23 protein-coding genes and 1 pseudogene are annotated in these 20,153 nt (G+C 33.4%); 11 read left to right on the forward strand and 13 right to left on the reverse strand.

Annotated elements, in window-relative coordinates; all coding sequences use genetic code 11:
• Nucleotides 1–65: 65 nt before the first annotated feature.
• The 3 genes from RXO53_RS01135 to RXO53_RS01145 all read right to left on the reverse strand — a co-directional run bounded on the left by RXO53_RS01135 (nt 66) and on the right by RXO53_RS01145 (nt 2,241).
• Nucleotides 66–188, reverse strand: coding sequence for a hypothetical protein (locus tag RXO53_RS01135; protein ID WP_410712395.1), 123 nt, complete (start codon nt 186–188; stop codon nt 66–68).
• A 135-nt stretch (nt 189–323) separates the two neighbouring features.
• A complete protein-coding gene (locus tag RXO53_RS01140) occupies nt 324–1,106 on the reverse strand; it encodes a carbon-nitrogen hydrolase family protein (protein WP_410712444.1) in 783 nt (260 codons plus the stop codon).
• Nucleotides 1,072–2,241, reverse strand: a complete 1,170-nt coding sequence (locus RXO53_RS01145; RefSeq protein ID WP_410712445.1) for a glycosyltransferase family 39 protein — start codon at nt 2,239–2,241, stop codon at nt 1,072–1,074. Before RXO53_RS01145 ends, RXO53_RS01140 begins: the two co-directional genes overlap by 35 nt.
• Before the next feature lie 188 nt (nt 2,242–2,429).
• Between RXO53_RS01145 and RXO53_RS01150 the strand changes: the two genes are divergently transcribed.
• A complete protein-coding gene (locus RXO53_RS01150) occupies nt 2,430–3,965 on the forward strand; it encodes a glycosyltransferase (protein ID WP_410712446.1) in 1,536 nt (511 codons plus the stop codon).
• A 30-nt stretch (nt 3,966–3,995) separates the two neighbouring features.
• Here the strand turns inward: RXO53_RS01150 and RXO53_RS01155 are convergent.
• Nucleotides 3,996–4,197, reverse strand: a pseudogene (locus RXO53_RS01155) (hypothetical protein); the annotation flags it as partial.
• A gap of 269 nt (nt 4,198–4,466) precedes the next feature.
• Entirely contained in the window at nt 4,467–5,291 is an 825-nt protein-coding gene (locus RXO53_RS01160) for an ABC transporter substrate-binding protein (protein ID WP_410712447.1), read from the reverse strand.
• Nucleotides 5,292–5,436: 145 nt separating this feature from the next.
• On the opposite strand from RXO53_RS01160, the gene RXO53_RS01165 reads away from it, so the two are divergent.
• The 5 genes from RXO53_RS01165 to RXO53_RS01185 all read left to right on the forward strand — a co-directional run bounded on the left by RXO53_RS01165 (nt 5,437) and on the right by RXO53_RS01185 (nt 9,341).
• Nucleotides 5,437–7,137 (forward strand): methylmalonyl-CoA mutase, encoded by a 1,701-nt coding sequence (locus RXO53_RS01165; RefSeq protein WP_410712448.1) that lies wholly within the window; start codon nt 5,437–5,439, stop codon nt 7,135–7,137.
• Nucleotides 7,115–7,546 carry a cobalamin B12-binding domain-containing protein gene (locus RXO53_RS01170; RefSeq protein WP_410712449.1) on the forward strand — a complete coding sequence of 144 codons (432 nt, stop codon included), beginning with the start codon at nt 7,115–7,117 and terminating at the stop codon, nt 7,544–7,546. The genes RXO53_RS01165 and RXO53_RS01170 overlap by 23 nt, the downstream gene beginning before the upstream one ends.
• Nucleotides 7,547–7,558: 12 nt before the next feature.
• Nucleotides 7,559–8,545: a methylmalonyl Co-A mutase-associated GTPase MeaB gene (gene meaB, locus RXO53_RS01175; RefSeq protein WP_410712450.1), complete on the forward strand. Its 987-nt coding sequence runs from the start codon at nt 7,559–7,561 to the stop codon at nt 8,543–8,545.
• Nucleotides 8,546–8,609: 64 nt separating this feature from the next.
• Nucleotides 8,610–8,876, forward strand: a complete 267-nt coding sequence (locus RXO53_RS01180; protein ID WP_410712451.1) for a 30S ribosomal protein S28e — start codon at nt 8,610–8,612, stop codon at nt 8,874–8,876.
• A 9-nt stretch (nt 8,877–8,885) separates the two neighbouring features.
• Nucleotides 8,886–9,341 carry an Rpp14/Pop5 family protein gene (locus RXO53_RS01185; protein ID WP_410712452.1) on the forward strand — a complete coding sequence of 152 codons (456 nt, stop codon included), beginning with the start codon at nt 8,886–8,888 and terminating at the stop codon, nt 9,339–9,341.
• Here the strand turns inward: RXO53_RS01185 and RXO53_RS01190 are convergent.
• The 3 genes from RXO53_RS01190 to RXO53_RS01200 form a co-directional block, all read right to left on the reverse strand.
• Nucleotides 9,338–10,576 (reverse strand): redox-regulated ATPase YchF, encoded by a 1,239-nt coding sequence (locus RXO53_RS01190; RefSeq protein ID WP_410712453.1) that lies wholly within the window; start codon nt 10,574–10,576, stop codon nt 9,338–9,340. The two genes, RXO53_RS01185 and RXO53_RS01190, sit on opposite strands and share 4 nt — an antisense overlap.
• A gap of 149 nt (nt 10,577–10,725) precedes the next feature.
• Nucleotides 10,726–11,298 (reverse strand): hypothetical protein, encoded by a 573-nt coding sequence (locus RXO53_RS01195; protein ID WP_410712454.1) that lies wholly within the window; start codon nt 11,296–11,298, stop codon nt 10,726–10,728.
• Entirely contained in the window at nt 11,295–11,597 is a 303-nt protein-coding gene (locus RXO53_RS01200) for a TRAM domain-containing protein (RefSeq protein ID WP_410712455.1), read from the reverse strand. Before RXO53_RS01200 ends, RXO53_RS01195 begins: the two co-directional genes overlap by 4 nt.
• A 144-nt stretch (nt 11,598–11,741) precedes the next feature.
• Between RXO53_RS01200 and sucC the strand changes: the two genes are divergently transcribed.
• Both sucC and sucD read left to right on the forward strand, forming a co-directional pair.
• Nucleotides 11,742–12,884 carry an ADP-forming succinate--CoA ligase subunit beta gene (gene sucC, locus RXO53_RS01205; RefSeq protein ID WP_410712456.1) on the forward strand — a complete coding sequence of 381 codons (1,143 nt, stop codon included), beginning with the start codon at nt 11,742–11,744 and terminating at the stop codon, nt 12,882–12,884.
• A gap of 12 nt (nt 12,885–12,896) precedes the next feature.
• On the forward strand, nt 12,897–13,778 hold the full coding sequence (gene sucD / locus RXO53_RS01210; RefSeq protein WP_410712457.1) for a succinate--CoA ligase subunit alpha: 882 nt from the start codon (nt 12,897–12,899) through the stop codon (nt 13,776–13,778).
• A 68-nt stretch (nt 13,779–13,846) separates the two neighbouring features.
• On the opposite strand, the gene RXO53_RS01215 is transcribed toward sucD, so the two are convergent.
• Genes RXO53_RS01215 through RXO53_RS01230 form a run of 4 tightly spaced genes read right to left on the reverse strand, consistent with a single transcriptional unit; the run spans nt 13,847 to nt 16,874 of the window.
• On the reverse strand, nt 13,847–15,457 hold the full coding sequence (locus RXO53_RS01215) for a DEAD/DEAH box helicase (protein ID WP_410712458.1): 1,611 nt from the start codon (nt 15,455–15,457) through the stop codon (nt 13,847–13,849).
• Nucleotides 15,426–15,884 carry a hypothetical protein gene (locus RXO53_RS01220; RefSeq protein ID WP_410712459.1) on the reverse strand — a complete coding sequence of 153 codons (459 nt, stop codon included), beginning with the start codon at nt 15,882–15,884 and terminating at the stop codon, nt 15,426–15,428. Before RXO53_RS01220 ends, RXO53_RS01215 begins: the two co-directional genes overlap by 32 nt.
• 45 nt (nt 15,885–15,929) lie before the next feature.
• Nucleotides 15,930–16,265, reverse strand: a complete 336-nt coding sequence (gene metG, locus RXO53_RS01225; RefSeq protein WP_410712460.1) for a methionine--tRNA ligase subunit beta — start codon at nt 16,263–16,265, stop codon at nt 15,930–15,932.
• A gap of 39 nt (nt 16,266–16,304) precedes the next feature.
• Entirely contained in the window at nt 16,305–16,874 is a 570-nt protein-coding gene (locus RXO53_RS01230) for a DNA-directed RNA polymerase (RefSeq protein WP_410712461.1), read from the reverse strand.
• 257 nt (nt 16,875–17,131) lie between these two features.
• Between RXO53_RS01230 and RXO53_RS01235 the strand changes: the two genes are divergently transcribed.
• From RXO53_RS01235 to RXO53_RS01245, 3 genes are read left to right on the forward strand one after another with little or no spacing between them, the layout of a single operon-like run.
• Nucleotides 17,132–17,737, forward strand: coding sequence for an alpha/beta fold hydrolase (locus RXO53_RS01235; protein WP_410712462.1), 606 nt, complete (start codon nt 17,132–17,134; stop codon nt 17,735–17,737).
• A 34-nt stretch (nt 17,738–17,771) separates the two neighbouring features.
• Nucleotides 17,772–18,575, forward strand: a complete 804-nt coding sequence (locus RXO53_RS01240) for a class I SAM-dependent methyltransferase (protein WP_410712463.1) — start codon at nt 17,772–17,774, stop codon at nt 18,573–18,575.
• On the forward strand, nt 18,553–19,119 hold the full coding sequence (locus tag RXO53_RS01245; RefSeq protein WP_410712464.1) for a tRNA-wybutosine modification methyltransferase TYW3: 567 nt from the start codon (nt 18,553–18,555) through the stop codon (nt 19,117–19,119). The genes RXO53_RS01240 and RXO53_RS01245 overlap by 23 nt, the downstream gene beginning before the upstream one ends.
• On the opposite strand, the gene RXO53_RS01250 is transcribed toward RXO53_RS01245, so the two are convergent.
• Nucleotides 19,109–20,119 carry a hypothetical protein gene (locus tag RXO53_RS01250; protein WP_410712465.1) on the reverse strand — a complete coding sequence of 337 codons (1,011 nt, stop codon included), beginning with the start codon at nt 20,117–20,119 and terminating at the stop codon, nt 19,109–19,111. The genes RXO53_RS01245 and RXO53_RS01250 overlap by 11 nt on opposite strands.
• Nucleotides 20,120–20,153: the final 34 nt, after the last annotated feature.

Genomic DNA, 20,153 nt, shown 5'->3' on the forward strand with positions numbered 1-20,153 from the left:
GGGCTCAGGGCTAACCTTTACATTAACTGTTAAGGTTAGTAAACCCTCATTGCCCATAGACATAGTTACTCAACCTTGTATTTAGCTATATTGACTTTTCTCATGCAATTTGGGCATGTTGCATAATATTGTTTCTTACCCTTGTAGTCCCATACATATCCACACCTAGGGCATTTAAGTTTTACCACTACTTACCGCCAGATAACTAATAAGGAAATAGCCCTTATAAGCTTTTCTCATCCCCGCCCTAAAGAGCGAGGCTTTCATTTGTAAAGAATATAGCTTTGTTCATACAAATATGCTATAGCAACATTAATATAATCTTAATCATTTTCCTTAAGAATCGATCTATAAACACCAGAATATTTGTTGATGAAGTCTTCTCTGAAAGCCCAACGTCTATTAACAAAATCAAAATAGTCATAATCCAATAAAATTGTTATCGCAATGTCTTCGCTACCCAATTCTACCAGCTTGTCTCCATGAGGATTAAAAACTATGCTTTCTCCTGCAGTTATCCTTTGATCAGGATATAATGTATTAGTATTGTTAACACCAATAGAATATACTACATTTTCTGCAGCTCTTGCTTGAAGAACTGAATGCCAAAGTTTAATGCTTTCTCCTGAAATACTAGCCGGATTATATATTATATCAGCCATATTTATTGCATGCAACCTAGAAATCTCAGGATAAAATATGTCAACGCATGCTATGCAACCTATTTTCCAATTATTTACTTTTATAGGCTCAATATATTTCCCTTTAACTAATATTTCTCTTTCTCCAACAGCTTTCGATGGATTTATCTTCTCGCACATCCTTACAGATTTTTTATCAATATATGCTATTCCCATACTTTTTATTAATTCATTTTCAATAACATATTGAATCCCTCCAAGGATATTTGAATCTAAAATATTTCCTATTTTTTCTATATAATAGATGTAATCATCTATATTAATAGGTCTACTCGATAACCAATTTTCGCTAAAAATAACCAAGTCGGGTTTTTCGTTCTTAGCTAAAGAAATAGCTGTCCATAAATTTTCTTCTGCTAAAGGTCTCCTTCTAAACTGAACTAGTGTTATTTTCAGTTTTTCCAATTAACCCACCCATAATTATGTTTATTGCTTCTACCAACGCAATTGCTGCCGCTGGTGTTAATATTACAGAGTAAAAGCTATAAAGAGTATGATTCCCGACTAAGTAAACAATCCAAAATCCTAAAAATATCGATATATAAAATACTACACCTGCATTATAACAATATTTTCTTTTATAAAGAATACAACTAATAAAAATGCTTACGGCAGAAACCATTGCAGGTACTTCAATAATAGGTGTTGTGTCTGCTTCTAATAAAGGAGAATATGATAAGATGAAGGGATCTACATTAAATAGCCATCCACTTGGAGTACTAGTTGGAGGACCTGGAGGTCTGCTTTGAAGATCCCATTTATAGCCACCAATAGTTTGTTGAATTATATTTAATACCCCAAAATGATAAAACAATGGAATATAGGAAATTAAAACGACGGCTATAACAATCAATATTATTTCTGCAATCTTTTTTATTGCTAAGAATTTTTTACCATAAAGAGAAAAGGATAAAATTATAAGAGCTAATACGCCAAACAATCCTGTTTCCTTTGATGCAGAGGCTAACCCGATAAAAACAGCTGACAATAGAAGATTTTTTCTGTAAGCAAACACTATTGCTATCGTTAAAAAGAAGGCAGCATATATATCTAATAGAGCAACTGAGCCCATTACAATTAATATTTTGTCTGATGAAGCAATGAGAGCTGCCAGCGCTCCTAGAAAAATCCATTTAATGTCTTTACCTATAGACAAGCCAAGGTAAATTATTAATGGTATTAAGGAAGCTAATATTATACTAGGTATTCTCCAATTTATTGGCTTATCTCCTAATGTTGCCATAGATAATGCAATTATATATTTAGCTAGGGGTGGGTGTTCAAAATTATAATAGTTAGGCTGAGTTTCACCACTATATGGATATAATTGGCCTTTATAGCCGAATACGTTAACTAAAATTCTTCTTGCGCTGTCAACATAATAAATTTCATCACTTATGTAAGAATTGTTATAGCCTCCACCACTTGTTGTTATAGCAATATGGTATGCAGAAGAACCTACCATATATGAGATGCCCAAAACTAATATCAATCCTACTATGAATGACAACTTCTTAATTGTATTTTCGTTTAAATTCAACCTAAACCCCGTTAGCTTTAGTTAATTTAAAATTTTAATCTTAATTTTATCTATACATTATAATTTTAAAATTTTTCATAAAACCATTTAAGTAAATATTAAGTTAACAAATTTATACCTGTTAAAAGCTGACTGCATCTCACTCTAAAAAGTGAGGCTTTCCAAGTATAGCTGGTGGTGAATAGCGATTGATAAACGATGTAATTATATCAGTAACGCCTGAAGTTGCCTTAGATGAAATATATTCTTATGCAGGCGGGCTAGGCATATTAGAAGGAGATAAGTTTTATGCTGCAGCATCAAGGAATTTAAAATATTACGTCCTAACGATATTATATAAAAAAGGTTATGTAGATTATACCTTTGATGAAAACGATAATCCCATACCTATGCCTCAATCACAACCATATCCTCTGGAATCAATATTAAAGCCTGAAGCCGAATTTCAAATAACGTTAAAATCCAAAATTGTATTTATTAGACCTTGGGTTTATGAAAAAGGGGTAAGCAAAGTAGTGTTTTTTGAATCTTTATGCCCAGAGTTCTTTAGAGGTTTTTGCGATAGATTATATATCGAGAATAGCTATGAAGAAAAAATCTATAAATACATATTTTTGGCTAAGTCAGCTGCTTATTATATAAAAAACGTAATTGGAATTGAAAAAGTGAAAAACATAGATCTACAAGAAGCTTATACATCTTTATTAACTTTAGCCTTACCTGAATTTAAAAACTATAGGTTTACCACCCATACTCCAGGTCCTTGGGGACACCCAGTTTATCCATCTCCAATACTGTTTGAAGAATTTGGTTATAAATCCAGTGACGAATTTATAATGCTTACTAAAATTGGTTTTGAAAACTCTGTTTCATCCTACACTGTATCTGCAAAACATGAAGAAATAACAAAAAAAGTTTTCGAAGAATATAAAGATAAGATAACCCATGTAACAAATGGTGTAAACCTTGATAGATGGGTTAGCGATTACATTAAAAATTTACTCAAATCTAAAGAAATAGAAAAATTGGAAAAAGAAGATGTTTGGGAGGCTCATGTAAAATCTAAAACAGAATTAGGATTTTTGCTGAAAAATTATAAACCTGATGTCAAAATAGATGAGAAACCGGTAGTTATTTGGTTGAGGAGGCTTACATCATATAAAAGGCCTTATTTTATAATAAAATTTATTGAAGAAAGCAGCTTAAGCAAAGATGCCATATTTGTTATAGGGGGAAAGGCCCATCCAAATGATAAAGAAGGAATGAACTATTTAAAAGAATTCAGGAAGCTTTCAAAGAAATATAGTAATGTAGTTCATATACACAATTATGACGCATTAAATGCAAAAACTCTGATATCGGGTAGCGATATACAAACTTTTACTCCGTTTTCAGGATGGGAAGCTTGTGGAACTTCATATATGAAATCACTGGCAAACGGAGTTCCTGTTATAGGTGCAAAAGATGGAGGAGCCCTAGAAGTAATAAAGCATGGAGAAAATGGATGGCTTTTTGGCCAAGACATTAAAGATTTAATAAATTTCTATACAGACCCAACAGCAAAAGAAATAGATGAGAAAGATTTTGAAGAATTTTCAAATTATTTGGAGAATGCTATAAAAATCTATGGTAATGATGAATACAAGCAAATAGAGTTAAACGCTTTAAAAACATATAAGCTAGTTGATATAAATAATGTTTTAGATAAGCTATATTTAGAATAATCCTATAAAACACTAACTGACCGTTTGTTCCTACACTTTCATTTCAATCATTTTATCTTCAATCATGATCAAGTGTAGGGACTTAGCCCTCAACCACCCACTTGTGGTAGGTGGGTCATGGGACTCCTTCGACCCCAACGGCACGAGGGTCACATCTCCAGCCCTTTTCCTTCCCCCTTTCGCAAACACCAACCCTTGGGGCATTGCCCCCATCGGGTTGATAAACAATCTTTGTCCATCCTTATGTCTCAGCAATCTCTCTACAATATTAGTTGATAATAAATAGGTAAAAAAAAGATTTCTATTAACATGAGAAAGGATTCAGCCCCCAAAGGGTTTCCTGAGGTCTAGAGGGTTACACCCCTTTTACGGATGATACTCTGTTATGTTCTACAATAAAAGATAGGAGTTTCTTTATTGATGATAGGACTTTACCTGTTGCTTTCTTCAATATTATTAGAATTACAACTGAAAGCCTCGTCCTTTAGGGCGGGGAGGAGGTCAGAATTTTAATTCCTTTATTCTATTAACAAGTCTCGTTGCAGCATCAAAGAAGCTTGGACCATAATGAGCTAGACTATCATATTCCATTATTACAATGTTTTTATTTTTAACTGCATTTATTCCTTTAATATTTCTTTTTTCCAAATTTTGTATAAATTTATCGACTGTAGCGTTTTCACCCAATTTTTGTTCATAAATTATTACATCCGGGTTGTAATTTATTATAGAATTTGGATCAGGATTTATTACATATGGAACTCTTTCGTTTTCAAATGCATGAGACATTCCCATAAATTTAAAAGCGTCTCCAATATAACTATGAGCCCCTACACTAACAGGACCTCCTAAATCTATTTCATAATAAATCCTAATACCTTTAAGAACATTCTTTAGTTTTGTTAATTTTTCTGTAAGATTATATGCAAGCTCTCTAGCATTATCAATCTCATTTACAACTATACCTGTAATCATAACATTATCAAGAATTCCATAAATGTTTACTGGTAAAGGTATGGGATAAACTTTATAGCCCTTAGATTCCAGTTCTTCAATTCTTTCCCTTTGTGCTCCAGTAGTAACTAATAAAAGCTCTGGAGATAGTTTTTCTAATAAATTATAATTAACATTTAAGTATGCCCCAACCCTTGGTTTTTTACTTACTTCAGGAGGTTTATTACAGAAAAAACTTACCCCAACAACCCTATCTCCAGCCCCTATCAAATATAAGGTTTCTGTAATAGCTGGAGATAGACTTACTATTTTTTGAGGTTTATCAGGTACCTCAACTTCTTTACTTAATATTTCTGAGTAAAGCTTAACCATCATTAAGCCCCCGCTTTATTTTATTTTTAAAACCTTATTTAATTATCTTAATGAAACAATTGTATCCTCTTTATGATGCACATATATATTAAGTTCATAAATAATTATAAAACTTTCGTAATACGATTTAAATATGGGGAGAGTAATGGGTAATTTATATGACAAAAAGTCACTAAATGAGATTAAAAACTCTTTTGAAAAATGGGAAAAAGAAACTCTTCAAAATTGGTTAAATCAAGTGCCCGAGCGTGAAAAAGAGTTTACTAACCTAAGTAACATACCAATAAAGATTTTGTATACGCCTGCTGATTTGGAGGATTTCGATTACAATGCTAAGTTGGGATTCCCGGGAAACTATCCTTATACAAGAGGAATACACGCAACTATGTATAGAGCAAGACTTTGGACTATGAGAATGTTTAGCGGCTTCGGAGGGCCTGAAGAAACTAACAAAAGATTAAAGTTTTTAATAGAGCACGGAGAAACAGGACTTAGCCTTGCATTTGACTATCCTACATTAATAGGAATAGACCCTGATGATCCAATGGCTGAGGGAGAAGTTGGTATTGTAGGGGTAAGCGTGCCTACAATAGAAGATATGAAGATAGTGTTTGATGGAATAAATATGGGACAAGTTACGACTAACATGACAATTAATCCTCCAGCTCCAGTTTTGTTAAGCTTCTATGTTGGAGTCGCAGAAATGCAAGGAGTTCCATACGATAAAATAGGGGGAACGACGCAAAACGATCCTTTAAAGGAATTCATAGCGCAGAAAAGCTATGTATTTCCACCAGAGCCTGCAGTAAGGGTCAGCATGGATTTAATAGAGTGGAGCGTTAAAAATTTACCAAAGTGGAACCCAATAAGTGTAAGTGGGTATCATATAAGAGAAGCTGGCTCAACTGCTGTCCAAGAATTAGCTTTTACAATAGCTGATGGAATTGAATATGTAAGACAATTAATTTCAAGAGGACTAGATGTAGATGAATTTGCCCATAGAATAAGCTTCTTCTGGGACTCTCATATAAATTTCTTTGAAGAGATAGCAAAGTTTAGAGCCGCTAGAAGAATGTGGGCAAAAATTATGAAAGAATGGTTCCATGCTAAAAAAGAAAGAAGCATGTGGATGAGGTTCCACACTCAAACTGCTGGTGTTTCTTTAACTGCACAACAGCCCTGGAACAATATAATAAGAACAACAATTGAGGCTATGGCAGCTGTTCTAGGAGGAACTCAAAGTTTACACACAAACAGTTTTGACGAACCTTTTAGGGTACCAAGCGAATTTGCAGCTAAAATAGCTTTAAGAACTCAGCAAATTATTGCCTATGAATCAGGTATAGCCGATACCATAGACCCCTTAGCCGGAAGCTATTATGTAGAATGGCTTACTGATGAGATCGAAGAAAAAGCTTGGAATTATATAGATAGAATAGAAAAGCTTGGAGGCATGCTAGAAGCTGTTAAAAAGGGATTCCCACAAAGAGAGTTGACGGAAGCAAGCTATAACTATCAAAGACAAGTAGAAGAAAAAAGAAAATATATAGTAGGCGTTAACATTTTTGAAGATAATCAAGTAGATGAAATCAGAAATGTTCCATTACTTGAATTTGATCAAGCAGAAATAGAGAGAAGGCAGATTAGCAGGATAAGAAAGATAAGAAGTGAAAGGGATAAAGAATTGTGGGAGAGATCTTTAAACGAGCTAAGAAAGGTTGCAGAAAAAGATGTAAACTTGATGCCCTATATATTGCAAGCAGCAAAAGCTAAAGCAACGTTAGGTGAAATAATCAGTGCATTAAAAGAGGTGTTTGGATCATATGTTGAGCCTCCAATATACTAAATATCAATATAAGGTATTAGTTGCAAAGCTAGGAATTGATGGCCATGATAGGGGAGCTAAAGTTATAGCAAGAGCTTTAAAAGATGCAGGGTTTGAAGTAATATATACAGGTATAAGGCAAACCCCAGAGCAAATAGTTTCAGCAGCCTTGCAAGAAGATGTTGATGTAATAGGAGTAAGCATATTAAGTGGAGCTCACATACATCACATGAACAAACTTATGGAAGAACTTAAAAATGCAGGAGCTGAAGATATACCCGTTGTTGTTGGAGGAACTATACCAGTTATAGATGTAGATGAGTTAAAGAAAATAGGTGTTAAAGAAGTGTTCTTACCTGGAGAAAGCTTAAACAGGATCGTCGATGTTGTTAGGAGATTGGCAGAGGAAAAGAAAAAAGCAGAAAAATAGAGGTTGGATTAATTGTCTGTCTCTGAATTAAATTTGGATGAATTACTTGATAAGGCATCAAAGGGTAACTTAAGATCGATTGGAAAAATTCTAAGTTATTTAGAAAATCCTTATACAATGCCTGAAAGCTTATTGGAAAAACTTGCAAAAATGGCTGGAAAAGCGCACATAATAGGAGTTACCGGCATACCTGGTTCAGGAAAGAGCACATTGATTTCAAGGCTAATAACATCTTTAAGAAAAAGAGGATATAAGGTAGCAGTTGTAGCTATTGATCCAAGCAGCCCAATAAGTGGAGGGGCTCTATTAGGCGATAGGTTAAGAATGCAAGAGCATGCCACAGATCCTGGAGTTTTTATTAGAAGCATTTCATCAAAGGGATTAAAAGGAGGCCTAAGCTTAGCAGCATTAACTATGATAGAGGCTTTTGACGCGTTCGGTTATGACAAAATAATTATAGAAACCGTTGGTGTTGGCCAATCAGAGGTAGACATAATGAGCGTCGCAAATACAATAGTAGTTGTAACAATGCCTGGGGCTGGAGATGATATACAAGCCTTAAAGGCTGGAGTTATGGAAATAGGGGATATATATGTATTAAACAAAGATGATAAAGAAGAAGCAAGTAAAACATATGAGTATCTTTCTTTTGCCTTAGAGAAGGGTGATATAGGGTCTAGCGATTCGAATTGGATACCCAGATTAATTAGAACAAGCGCTGTTATGGGAAAGGGAATAGAGGATCTAACGCAGGCTTTAGAAGATCATTTCAATTATATAAAAGAAATCGGAAAAACAAAGGATAAGCTTATTTCTAGAAGAACTTCGATGATAGAAATGTTAGCAGAGCAGCTTTTATATGAAGGATTAAAATTAGCATCAAAAGAAATGGACGATGAGCTCAGACTATCGGCAGAGAGAGGGAGCCATATATTTAATACTGCAATAAGGCTTGCTAAAAAATCAATTGATTACTTACCAGAAAGCAGGAAAGATTAAAATTATTTTATTTTTAAAATTTTAAAGCTACGCTTATTAAGGGTTCTATTTAATTTAATATAAGGTGAAAAGTTTGAGTGAGCAAAAGAAAGAAAAGACAGCCCAAGATTCACAAATAATAGAAGAACTTGGATATCCAGCAGAAGTGATACAATTAATAGGTAGAACAGGGGTAGCGGGGGAAGTTACACAGGTGAGAGTTAGAATCCTTGAAGGTAAGGATAAGGGTAGGATAATAACAAGAAACGTGATGGGTGCAGTAAGAATAGGAGATATAATAATCTTAAGAGAAACAGAAAGAGAGGCGAGAAAACTAACAAGGAAGAGGTAAAAATAAATAATGAATTTTTACTTTTTATATTCTATCCTATTAGCAATTATTGCTTCAGCTATTATTAGCACATTAATTACATACATTCTAAACAAATATTACTTTAACACATTATCAAAAAATTTTTTATTAATACCCAAGAAGTCAAACATAAAAAAGCCTAGAAAAAGATATTTAGTTTTTGAAATAGCTTCATCAAAACAAATAGATGCAGGCCTACTGGAAAATGCTATCAGAGAGAAATATAAGGAGTTATTTGGGACAACGAACCTCGCAGATTCCTATTTAAAACTAATATATTTTAATAATGTTACAAACAGAGGCATAATAAGAATTAAACACATATACATTGATTACCTTATATCGTCGCTGGCATTATTGAGAAAAATAGATAATAATGATATATTAATAATACCGATAAGAACAAGCGGTACTATTAATAGGGCAAAAAAGCTGCTTTCTTAACCTTTACCTGCGGTTGCAACTATTTTAATAACGTCATTTTCATTTAATAAATAACTTGCACCAATTCTCTGTTTGCTCTTAGCGTTTATAGCGTAAAGAAAAGTTTTTGCTAAATCGCTATGAATTTTACCAGCTAAATCTTTTGCTGTAGAACCTTTACGTATTAATATTACATCAGGTAAAACTCTATTTTTCTTATCAGTGTATTTATTTACATCCTCAACAGGATATACCGGTATTAACTTTAAAGAATTAAATAGAGCTTCATTTATTGCTTGTATTACACCAGTTCCTTTGTATTTTTCCATAATGTTTTGCTTAACCAACTCCAGTGCACTTTTTGTCTTGCTATCAACTTCTACTTGGTTTAACTTAAAATCTTGATCTCCTGGTATATATTCTATGACCTTCTTTTTCCTTAGCTTCCTTAATAGCAGCTCAGCAGCCGCACTAGCTGGAATTACAGGATATTCTTTAAAAGTATTTTTAATTTTTTCAATATTTTTTTCACTACCAGATATATCAATCTTATTTGCAACTATTACCATAGGTTTAGTAAGCCTTCTAATTTCTTTTAGTAGGTTTTTTAAATCTTGTTTATTTATTTTAAATAGTTCATTAGGCGATATCTTTAAGTGATCCAATGCTACTTCTATCTGTTCCTTCAAAATTCCAAAACCAGATAATCTTTGTGAAAATTCTTCTAGAGAATCTTTTATTGCGCCAATACTATATTGTTTCAAAAACTTATCCCAATCCCTTTCTACAGATTGATATATCCATTCATCGATTTCATCTATAACGAATTTTATTTCTTCTACAGGGTCATATGTTCCTGGTCTTGACACTATTCCTTCAGGACTAGTTGAACCGCTTGCATCAACAATCAACAGAAAAACATCTGCCCTCCTCAAATCATCAAGAAATTTATTTCCTAAGCCTCTCCCTTGATGAGCCCCAGGAACTAAACCTGCAACATCCATCATTTTTACTGGTATAAGCCTTTCCCCACTTTCGCATATGCTATTAGATGCATCACATTTTGGCAAACCAAGTTCTATATGAACGCATTTTCTTCTTGCATAACCAATACCTACATTTGGCTCTATTGTGACAAAAGGCCTGTTTTCTATGGGGACGTCTATTTCTGTTGCAGCACTGAAAAAAGTAGATTTTCCAACATTGGTCTTACCAACAACCCCTATTAACGAATCAGTTGGCTCCAAATCTTTCATCCTATTTACTAATAATTTATAAATGTTTTAAAGTTCATCTTTTATAATTAAATAAAAAACCAATTTAAAGATGGGGTTGATAAAAAATTAATTAATTACATAGCAAATCAAAAGTTTCCTTCATGGAATTTAAAATTCAATAATGCAGGCTATATTTCTTTTATTTTATTTGTTCTTGCCATTATAGTATCTAAGTTCTGGGCCTTACCTTCTTTGCATACTATATATGAAAGAGAACCGTTTGCAACTATTATCCTAACATTTACATTACCATCTTTAAATGAGACTTCGTTTTCCATAACTTCAGGTTGATAACCATACAGCTTTAGCGAATTAATAATTGAATCTAAACTTATATTCTCCCTTTTTTCTTGGCTAAGGTTAAAAGAATCCGAAAGATTCTTTGCAAATTCTGCTACATTACCACAACTATTTTTATATTCATTATATAGCCTTTCTAAAATTGTTTTCAAAATATCTTCTATGTGAAGCGATCTTGTATAAGAAACTAGGTCACTCCATTCCTCACTTTGTAAATAATTAATTATTTTCTGAGGATCTCCACCATAAATGCTAAACTTATATTTTGCCTCAGCATATCCTATTTTCTTTTTAATTTCCTCTATAATATTTGATGATATTTTACTAGAATAATCTGAAACAACATTATTAACTATATTCCTTATAAAATCTTTGGTCGGCCTACACTCATTATTACTCAACTATTCCTCTCCTCCACCTGTTCTACAGTCCCTATTATAGTGTTTCCTTTAATAGACTCTATTCTTACATTGACTTTATCACCAGGATATACTTCACCCTTAACAAAAACCTTATAATTTTTGTATAAAGCCAAACCTCTACCGTTTTCATCCATATTTCCTATAGTTACTTTTATCAAATCCCCTTGACTTAACATTGTTTTATCGTTTGTATCCCTATATGTAGGATATGAACTAAGTCTGTGAAAATCCGTCCTGTATAGATCTTCTTTCTCTGATTGCTTACGTCTCCTGTTCACCATATACACCCATAGTTTCCAATATTAAATGTTAAGTTTATCGCTTATATATTCTTTTTCTTACTCTTTTGTCATATCTTAATTCCATATATAATAAAAATCTCGATAAAAGAATTTAATTAAGTTTCAAGAATGATACAATAGGTGAAACGATTGAAGCTGTTCGAGTTTGAAGCAAAAGAGATAATAAAAAATTATGGCTTTGAGATACCTCAAAGCGTTTTAATAAAAAAGGGAGACGATATAGAAAAAAAGATCAAAGAGGCAAACATAGAACCTCCATTAGTAGTTAAAGCTCAAGTATTAGTTGCTGGAAGAGGTAAATCAGGAGGAATTAAATTAGTTAATTCTGTCAGCGAGGCTGTAAAAACAGCTCAAACATTGTTTGAGACGCCAATAAAGGGAATAAAGCCCTCATTCATTTTAATTGAAAAAGCTATACCTCATGAAAATGAGCTATACGTCGGTATAGTTATTGACAGATCATTAAGAACCCCATTAGTATTAGCATCAAAATACGGAGGCGTTGATATAGAAGAGATTGCAAGAACTAAGCCTGAAAGTATAATAAGGTATCCAATCAACACAGTTATAGGTTTAAGAAGTTATGAAGCTAGAATTATAGGTAAGAGTATTGGAATAACGGGTAAGGCATTAAGCAGTTTCGAAAAGTTCTTGATAACACTATATAAAGCATTTATAGAATATGATGCAGAGTTAGCTGAGAGCAATCCATTAGCCTATCTAAAAGACAAAGTTTTACCATTAGACCTCAGGATAACGATAGATGATAATTCATTGTATAGGCATGAGAACTATGCAAAGACTGAAAAGGAGAGGCTTGGAGAAAACACTGAATTTGAAATTAAAGCTCACGAACTTGACCTAGCATTTGTTGAACTCGATGGTGACATTGGAGTTCTGGGTAATGGTGCTGGACTTACTATGACTACGATGGACTTAATTTATGAATATGGAGGAAAACCTGCAAACTTCTTAGATATGGGAGGAGGAGCCGACGCAGAGCATGTAAAGACTTGCGTTAAATTCTTACTGGACTATCCAAAAGCTAAAAAAATATTCATAAACATGTTTGGAGGGATAACAAGAGCTGATGAAGTAGCTAAAGGTGTAGTCATGGCATTGGAAGAATCAAAAGTTAAAAAACCAATAGTAATTAGGCTAACTGGTACAAATGAAGAGCAAGGAAAAGAAATATTAAAACAAGCCGGTATAGAAGCTTTTAATGACCCGATAGAAGCTGTTAAAGTTGTAGTTAATAAATAAGGGTGATATGAAATGGGTATATTAGTTAATGAAAATACAAGATTAATCGTACAAGGAATAACTGGCAACGAAGGTTCATTTCATACTAAACTCATGTTAGATTATGGAACTAAAATAGTTGCAGGCGTTACCCCTGGAAAAGGGGGTATGAATGTATATGGCGTTCCGGTTTATGATACCGTTATAGAAGCTGTTAAAGAACATCCCGAGGCAAACACATCAATAATATTTGTACCTGCAAAATTTGCAGCAGATGCTGTTTACGAATCTGTAGACGCAGGCATTAAACTAGTTGTCGTTATAACCGAACACATCCCTGTTCATGATTCGCTTGAATTTATAAACTATGCAAAGTCTAAAGGGGTTAATGTAATCGGACCTAATTGTCCAGGTGCAATAACACCAGGAAAGGCAAAAGTTGGCATAATGCCGTCTCATGTATTTACTCCAGGACCAGTAGGTATTGCATCTAGAAGCGGTACTTTAACATATGAAGTCAGCTATGCATTATCAAGGGCCGGCATCGGACAATCAACAGTTATTGGAATAGGAGGGGATCCAGTTATAGGACTAACTTTTACTGAAGTCATGGAACATTATGAAAAGGATCCACAAACTAAGGCATTAATAATAGTAGGTGAAATAGGGGGAGATGCGGAAGAAAGAGCTGCTAAAATGGTCGAAGAGAAAATATTCACAAAGCCTGTAGTAGCTTTCATAGCTGGCAGAACTGCTCCAGAAGGTAAGAGAATGGGCCACGCAGGAGCTATAATAATGCTTGGCTCAGGAACATATAAAGACAAAGTAGAGAGACTTGAAAGCGTAGGCATAAAGGTTGCTAAAACTCCTTTCGAATTGCCAAAATTAGTCAGCAACGCTATGAAATCCGCTTAATCTAAAGGTTATCAAAAAATTCCATTTTTTGCATTAGAAACCCTCTGCAAGGTGTGGTAATACTATCACTATATTCCACTTCTCCTTTTTTTAGATTGTGCTTCCTCGCTAGTTCTGCTAGCAATTATTTCATATAGAACTGATTTCTTTCCCGGTGCAGGCCTTAAAAGCCTTCCAAGCCTTTGTAAAAACTGTCTTCTCGATCCAGTTCCAGAAACAAATATGCCTACATTTGCGTCCGGTATGTCTAGACCTTCATCGCCAACTGTTGTAATAACCAATATGCCTGACTTAGAATTCTTAAAATTATATAGCGTTTCTAACCTGTTCTTCTCATCTATACCCCCATGTATCAAATATGCATTTAATTTGCTAGCAAGCTCTTCAGCCTGATCTCTATACTGAGTAAATATTATTATTTTAGAGCCCCTGCTTAGTTCATTTTTAGCTATCTCAATAACTTTTTCTATTTTAGCACTGCTCTTTTGTATAATCTGCTGCATTTGGGACTTTATTTTCAACGCTTTTATTGCATTTGTTTCTCCTCTTCTTGCTGCTTCCAATATTTCATCAAAGCTCCTCCCTTTGCTATAATTAATGTATAGCTTCCTAAGCTCATCATATTTATTCATATCTTCCTTATTTAGCTCAACCCTTATCCTCCTTATAACAAAAGGTGCCAAATAGCCCTCTTCTGATAACTCGCTCGGAGATTTTTGATATATTATGCCGCCAATTAAGGGAAATATCTCCTCATGTTTTCCATCTTCCCTTACAGCAGTAGCGGAAAGTCCCATCCTATATGGAGAAGGCATTTTCATAGCTATCGCCTTAAATTTTTCAGCGGGTAAATGATGAGCTTCATCAAATATTAATAACATAAACTTTTTAGAGAATAAACCAATATTTCTAAATGCGCTTTGATATGTTGTAATAGTTATTGGGAGGATTGTTTTCTCATCACCATAATACGAGCCTATCAATCCGCCTGCATCAGTAAATTTCTTTATAGAATCTTCCCATTGCCTTATGTGTTCTTTTGTGTAAACAACTATAAGAGTTGGTACGTTTAACCTTATCATAGCATTTATAGCTACAATGGTCTTTCCCGAGCCTGTAGGTAAAACTATTACTCCCCTATTCTTATTAGATACCCAAGCTTTTACTGCTTCTTCTTGATAGTCTCTTAATTCACCATTAAAATTTAATTGTCTAGGCAATTTATTTTCTATAAATATGCCGGTTTTATCATCAACTATTAACCCTCTAGAAATTAAGTGTTCTTTTAAGTCTAAATATAAAAAGGGTTCAAATTGATAATATTTATGTGTACTATTATATTTTCCTTTTGCTTTAAAATCCTCTAAGTAGGGCTTTAAAAAAAGCTTAGATCTCAGTATAATGAACCTTCCATCATATTCTAAACTAACTCCTATCGAGTCTTTTAAAAAATTTTCTATATTAGTTAAATCATTCTTATCTATTACATCTTCAAGTTCCTTCAATTTCTCAATAACGTCTATTGGAGTATAGTTATTATTTTTCATCTTGTCTTCGTTTATTTCAAATATTGATACTCCTTCTTTCCTAGTTATAAAATCTGAAAAACTTAACAATTCTTTATATACATCTTTGCCTAACCATGAATTAACTTTGAAACGCAGATTCATTAACTTCATCACCTTGGTCTGAAAACCTGTAAGCTATTATTTCCTTTGAATTTATTTTTGCTTTTTCCATAATTTTAGCTACCCTTAATAATGGAGTTGAAGGAATTATAAGCCTAACGCAATTCCCTTGAACTACTATTTTATATACTTCTGGTTCATCAGCCAGTTTTATCAAAAAATCCTTTTCACTCTCTTCGCAGGACTCCATAACTCCATACATTATATGAAGGCAATCAATGCCATTAAAAAGCTTTAAATAAAATGAAATTTTGTTATCATAAACTAAAGCATCAATATAATCGTTTTCCCTGTTTTTGCTTATACTATTGATTTCCTGTACATCTTCATTGTTACCGAAAAATTCTTCAATACAGGGCCCGGCTCCAGGCGTGGGTTCGAAATCATTTATATCCTCTTCACTTAAAACCCTCTTCATTGTCGGGCCCCAATATTGTATTTAAAATAAACCCAATAAATCTTTCTAACAGACTTTAGAGCCTGGGTTTACAGGTTCTAAAGGCGTTAATATAACAGGTTTTTGATCCTCCCCGCACGGTGTAGCAAGTATCATACCTTGGCTTTCTAGACCTCCCATAACCTTTGGCTTAAGGTTCGCAACTACAATAACCAACCTTCCTACAAGGTCTTCAGGTTTGTACCATTTTTGTAGACCTGCTAATATTTGTCTTTGTTCAGTTCCTAGATCTACTGTAAGTTTGAGGAGCTTCCTGCTATTTGGGACTAATTCCACACTTAATATTTTACCAACTCTTAAATCTATCTTAGAGAATTCGCTATAATCTACTACCTCCCCCAAAATTTACACCCTTTAAAATTTTATAATTAAATAAATTTATTACTTTTGCTCTTTATCCTCAACTTGCTTTGTTTCCTTATACCATTCCTTCTTTCCAAGATAAGGCTGTCTCATAGTTAATCCTATTCTAAATAAGCCTGACCTTTTAGATGCCTTGCTTATTTGAGTTATCCTTACATTAACTATATCTCCTGCCTCTATAAGCCTACCAGTTTCTTTTCCCTTAAACCCCCTTCTTTCTTGTATAAATTCAACGTCTTCATCCATTATTTGACTTCTATGAACAAAACCATCTATAGGGCCCAAACTAACAAAAAGTCCGAAATCTCTTGCATCTCTAACTACTCCTTTAGCAACTTCTAACTGCAGGGGCTCATACGATATTAATGTGTATTTAACAGGAAAATACACGTTAGGATCTTCAGATAGTAGGATTCCGTCACCCTCTATTTCTGCGTCTAGAACAGCTATAATTATTCCCAACTGCGGATCAGCTTGACCTTCAAGCTCGCTTCTCAAAGTATTTATTACTGCTTCCTTTAAATTTTCCGTAAAAGCTATATCGGGTGGCACTCCTACCCATTCGTGCAGCGTGTATTGGACATACATACTTTGCTCCCCATCAGTTGGTGTATTACTTAAATTATAAATTTATAAAAAATTATCCGACCTCCTCCCCGTCCTGAAGGGTAAGGCCTTCAGTTGTAAGAGATAAAACTGTATAAGTTAAGTTATTGTTAACCGGGGGGTTAACAATAACTTTATCATATAAGCTAATAAAGGAGATGCTTTTAAGCATTTTATAATAAACAAACAAAGATTAAAAATTAAATATTTCCGCATACAATGGTTTTTTTGTGATAAACTTGTATACAGAAAAAATAGTTAAAATAAGTGGATTAAAAATACATTATTATGATGATGGTGATGGATACCCGGTTTTACTTGTGCCTGGATTAAGATACAACGCTAAAACTTGGATAGATGTAGGAACTTATGACACAATTTACAATGAAGGATTTAGGGTAATATCAGTAGATCCCCCAGGTCAAGGAAAATCAGACAAAGGTGTTTATGACGAAGATACTGAATATAAATTCGTTAACGACTTTATGAACTCCATAGGAATAAGAGATGCTGTAATTGTAGGAGCAAGCTCTGGGGGCTATGCAGCTGCTGGACTAGGCGCAAACTATCCTGAAAAAGTTAAAGGCGCTGTAATTGTAGGAGGGGTTAGGATAATTAATTATAAAGACAAGCTTAAAAATATGGAGGGAAAGCCAATATTATTAATATGGGGGTCTAAAGATGAAATAGCGCCAATAAGCAATGCGCAACTAATTTTAGATAACGTAACGAGCTCAAGGTTGATATATTTGGGAGCTCAACACGCATGCTATTTGGAAAAACCTAAAGAGTTCAACGATATAATAAGGGATTTCTTAAAAAATGAGATAAAACCAATAATATAAATAACTTAGCAACATATTAATTCATAGATCAAAAATGATTTGGAAAAAGCCAAAAATAGAATATATAGGAGATATCGCAGTTATTAAAGCCCCATTTAACAATATAAACGAAGAAGAAGTTACGAAACTAGCCAATGAGATTTTAGAGAAAAATAAATTTATTAAAAGCGTGTTTCTTGCAGCAACTCCTGTAATAGGAGAATTAAAAGTACGCGATTATAGATATCTTGCTGGAGAAAACAGATCCGAAACAATATACAAAGAACACAATTGCATGTTTAAGGTAGATATAAAAAAGGTGTTTATAACGCCTAGATTAAGCTACGAACATTTAAGAATAGCAAAACTTGTAAATGAGGGTGAAAGAATAATAAACATGTTTGCAGGGGCAGGCCTATTTTCAATTATAATAGCAAAAAAATCAAAACCTAAAATTGTTCACAGCATAGACATAAACCCTGATGCATATAAATATATGGTCGAAAATATTGAAATTAACAAAGTTAAAGATATAGTTTTTCCTTATTTAGGAGATGCAAAGGAAGTTATAGAAAAAAAATTATTAAATTCTTCTGATAGAATATTAATGCCTTTACCTGATAAAGCTTTGGAATACGTTAGGTATGCGATTTCAGCTATAGAAAAAATTGGATATATCCATTTATATTTGCATGTAAGTGCAAAGAAGGATGAGTTTTTAAATAAAGCAGAAGAATTAACAAAAAAGGAACTTGAAAAGTATAATATAGAATATAAAATAATAAACTCAAAGGAAGTTAGACCTGTAGGGCCAAGGCTATACCAGGTGGTTGTTGATGTCTACATTGAAAAAAATTAACCAAATATTGAAGCAAGAAAGAATAATAGGATATTTAGATCCTTATGCCGAAGAATACATATTGGAATTAAATGGAGAAAATTTTGTTACATCTAGCAGCTGCTTAGGAAGGATAACCATAATAGAAGGCAAGTGGCCTTGGGAAAGAGATAAATCAAGGGTTGTCTATAAGTCCCATGAGAAAATATCTGTTTATAGCATAGCTAATGTAGTTTCTAGACCATTTAATGATCTTTGGCTTAAGGTTACCGGTCCAATAATACATATAAGAACTGAAAGAATAGATTGTGCCTTAAACCTATTAAATTTAGCAAGGACTTCAGGATTTAAACATAGTGGAATACTATCAAGCTCTGACAATATTTTTACTGTTGAATTAATGAGTGCAGTTCAAATAACTATGCCATTAAAAATGAACGATACTTTCGTTTTTAACATAGAATCTTTAAATGAAATTGTAGACAGGGCTAACGATGCTTTAGAGGAAGGGCATAAAAGGTTGAGAAAACTGACAAAATTAGTTAAGGAACTCCTCATTTGCTAGAATTTTCCTTAAAGTTCTTTTTATAAACAAGTATAGGGTGTTTGCCTCCACAATCTTGAGGACAAAGGCCTTTCTTTTTCATTATATCACACCTGTAAGGACTAATATCTTCTACTTTTATGAAAGCCTTAGCTATTTTTCTCGATAAGTTAGGAGAAATGCCTAGAGAATTAGATATAACATTGCTTAACTCATCTTCATCAACCCCTATCGATATTAAGAATGCGATATATTGATAAAGACCTTCATCCCCTATTTTACCATTATCAATTAAATTTTTGAAGTTTTTCATGCAAGGTGGAAAGGCATCATAATTAATTTTTCCTAATGGAATTTTATTTTCTGTCAACTTCAAATATCTTAGTATTTCATTTGAGAAAGAAGAAAGTTCCTCTCCAACTTCTAGATCTCTTGCTATGTTCTTTATCCTTACTATAACGCCAACCTCTAATAAGCCTTTAAGAATTTTCATATCCAAATAGACTTTACCGTTTAACAAAAACGAATTTACCAATCTAAATTGGCTTTCCTGAGCATTTATTGCTATTTTTAAAAATTCATCGATTCTAGTATAATAAGGTAAAGTTCTATATACAATTTTTCCATTATTATTAATCAGCCAAGGTATCTTTATTAGCTCTTTCTCTATTTTCAATCCAATCAATTCACCTAAAGCTATCAGGTTTTCTTCATTATCAGATTCAATAAAATAGCTTGCCCTATTAGCTTCTGCTCTAGCATATGTATCTAGAGCTATCATAGAGTTTGATGCCTTTATTGCAGCTAACGAGAGATAAAAAGAGTATACTTCATCATCAGTTGAATCGCCGTTCTTTAAAGGGCTAACCTTTTTTGCTATTGCTTCCTCTAACCTTTTCCTTGATAATTTAACTATTTTGTTATTCTCAAGTAAAGACTCTATATTAATCCTATAGCCATAGTTGGTTTTGCTGTAATCCTCTAAAGATATAGCAAATGGATACTTGCTGTAAGTAAGCAAACTTCTCCCCAGTTATAGATAGCTGATAGCGACA

Source organism: Caldisphaera sp., assembly GCF_046536515.1.
GTDB lineage: Archaea > Thermoproteota > Thermoprotei_A > Sulfolobales > Acidilobaceae > Caldisphaera.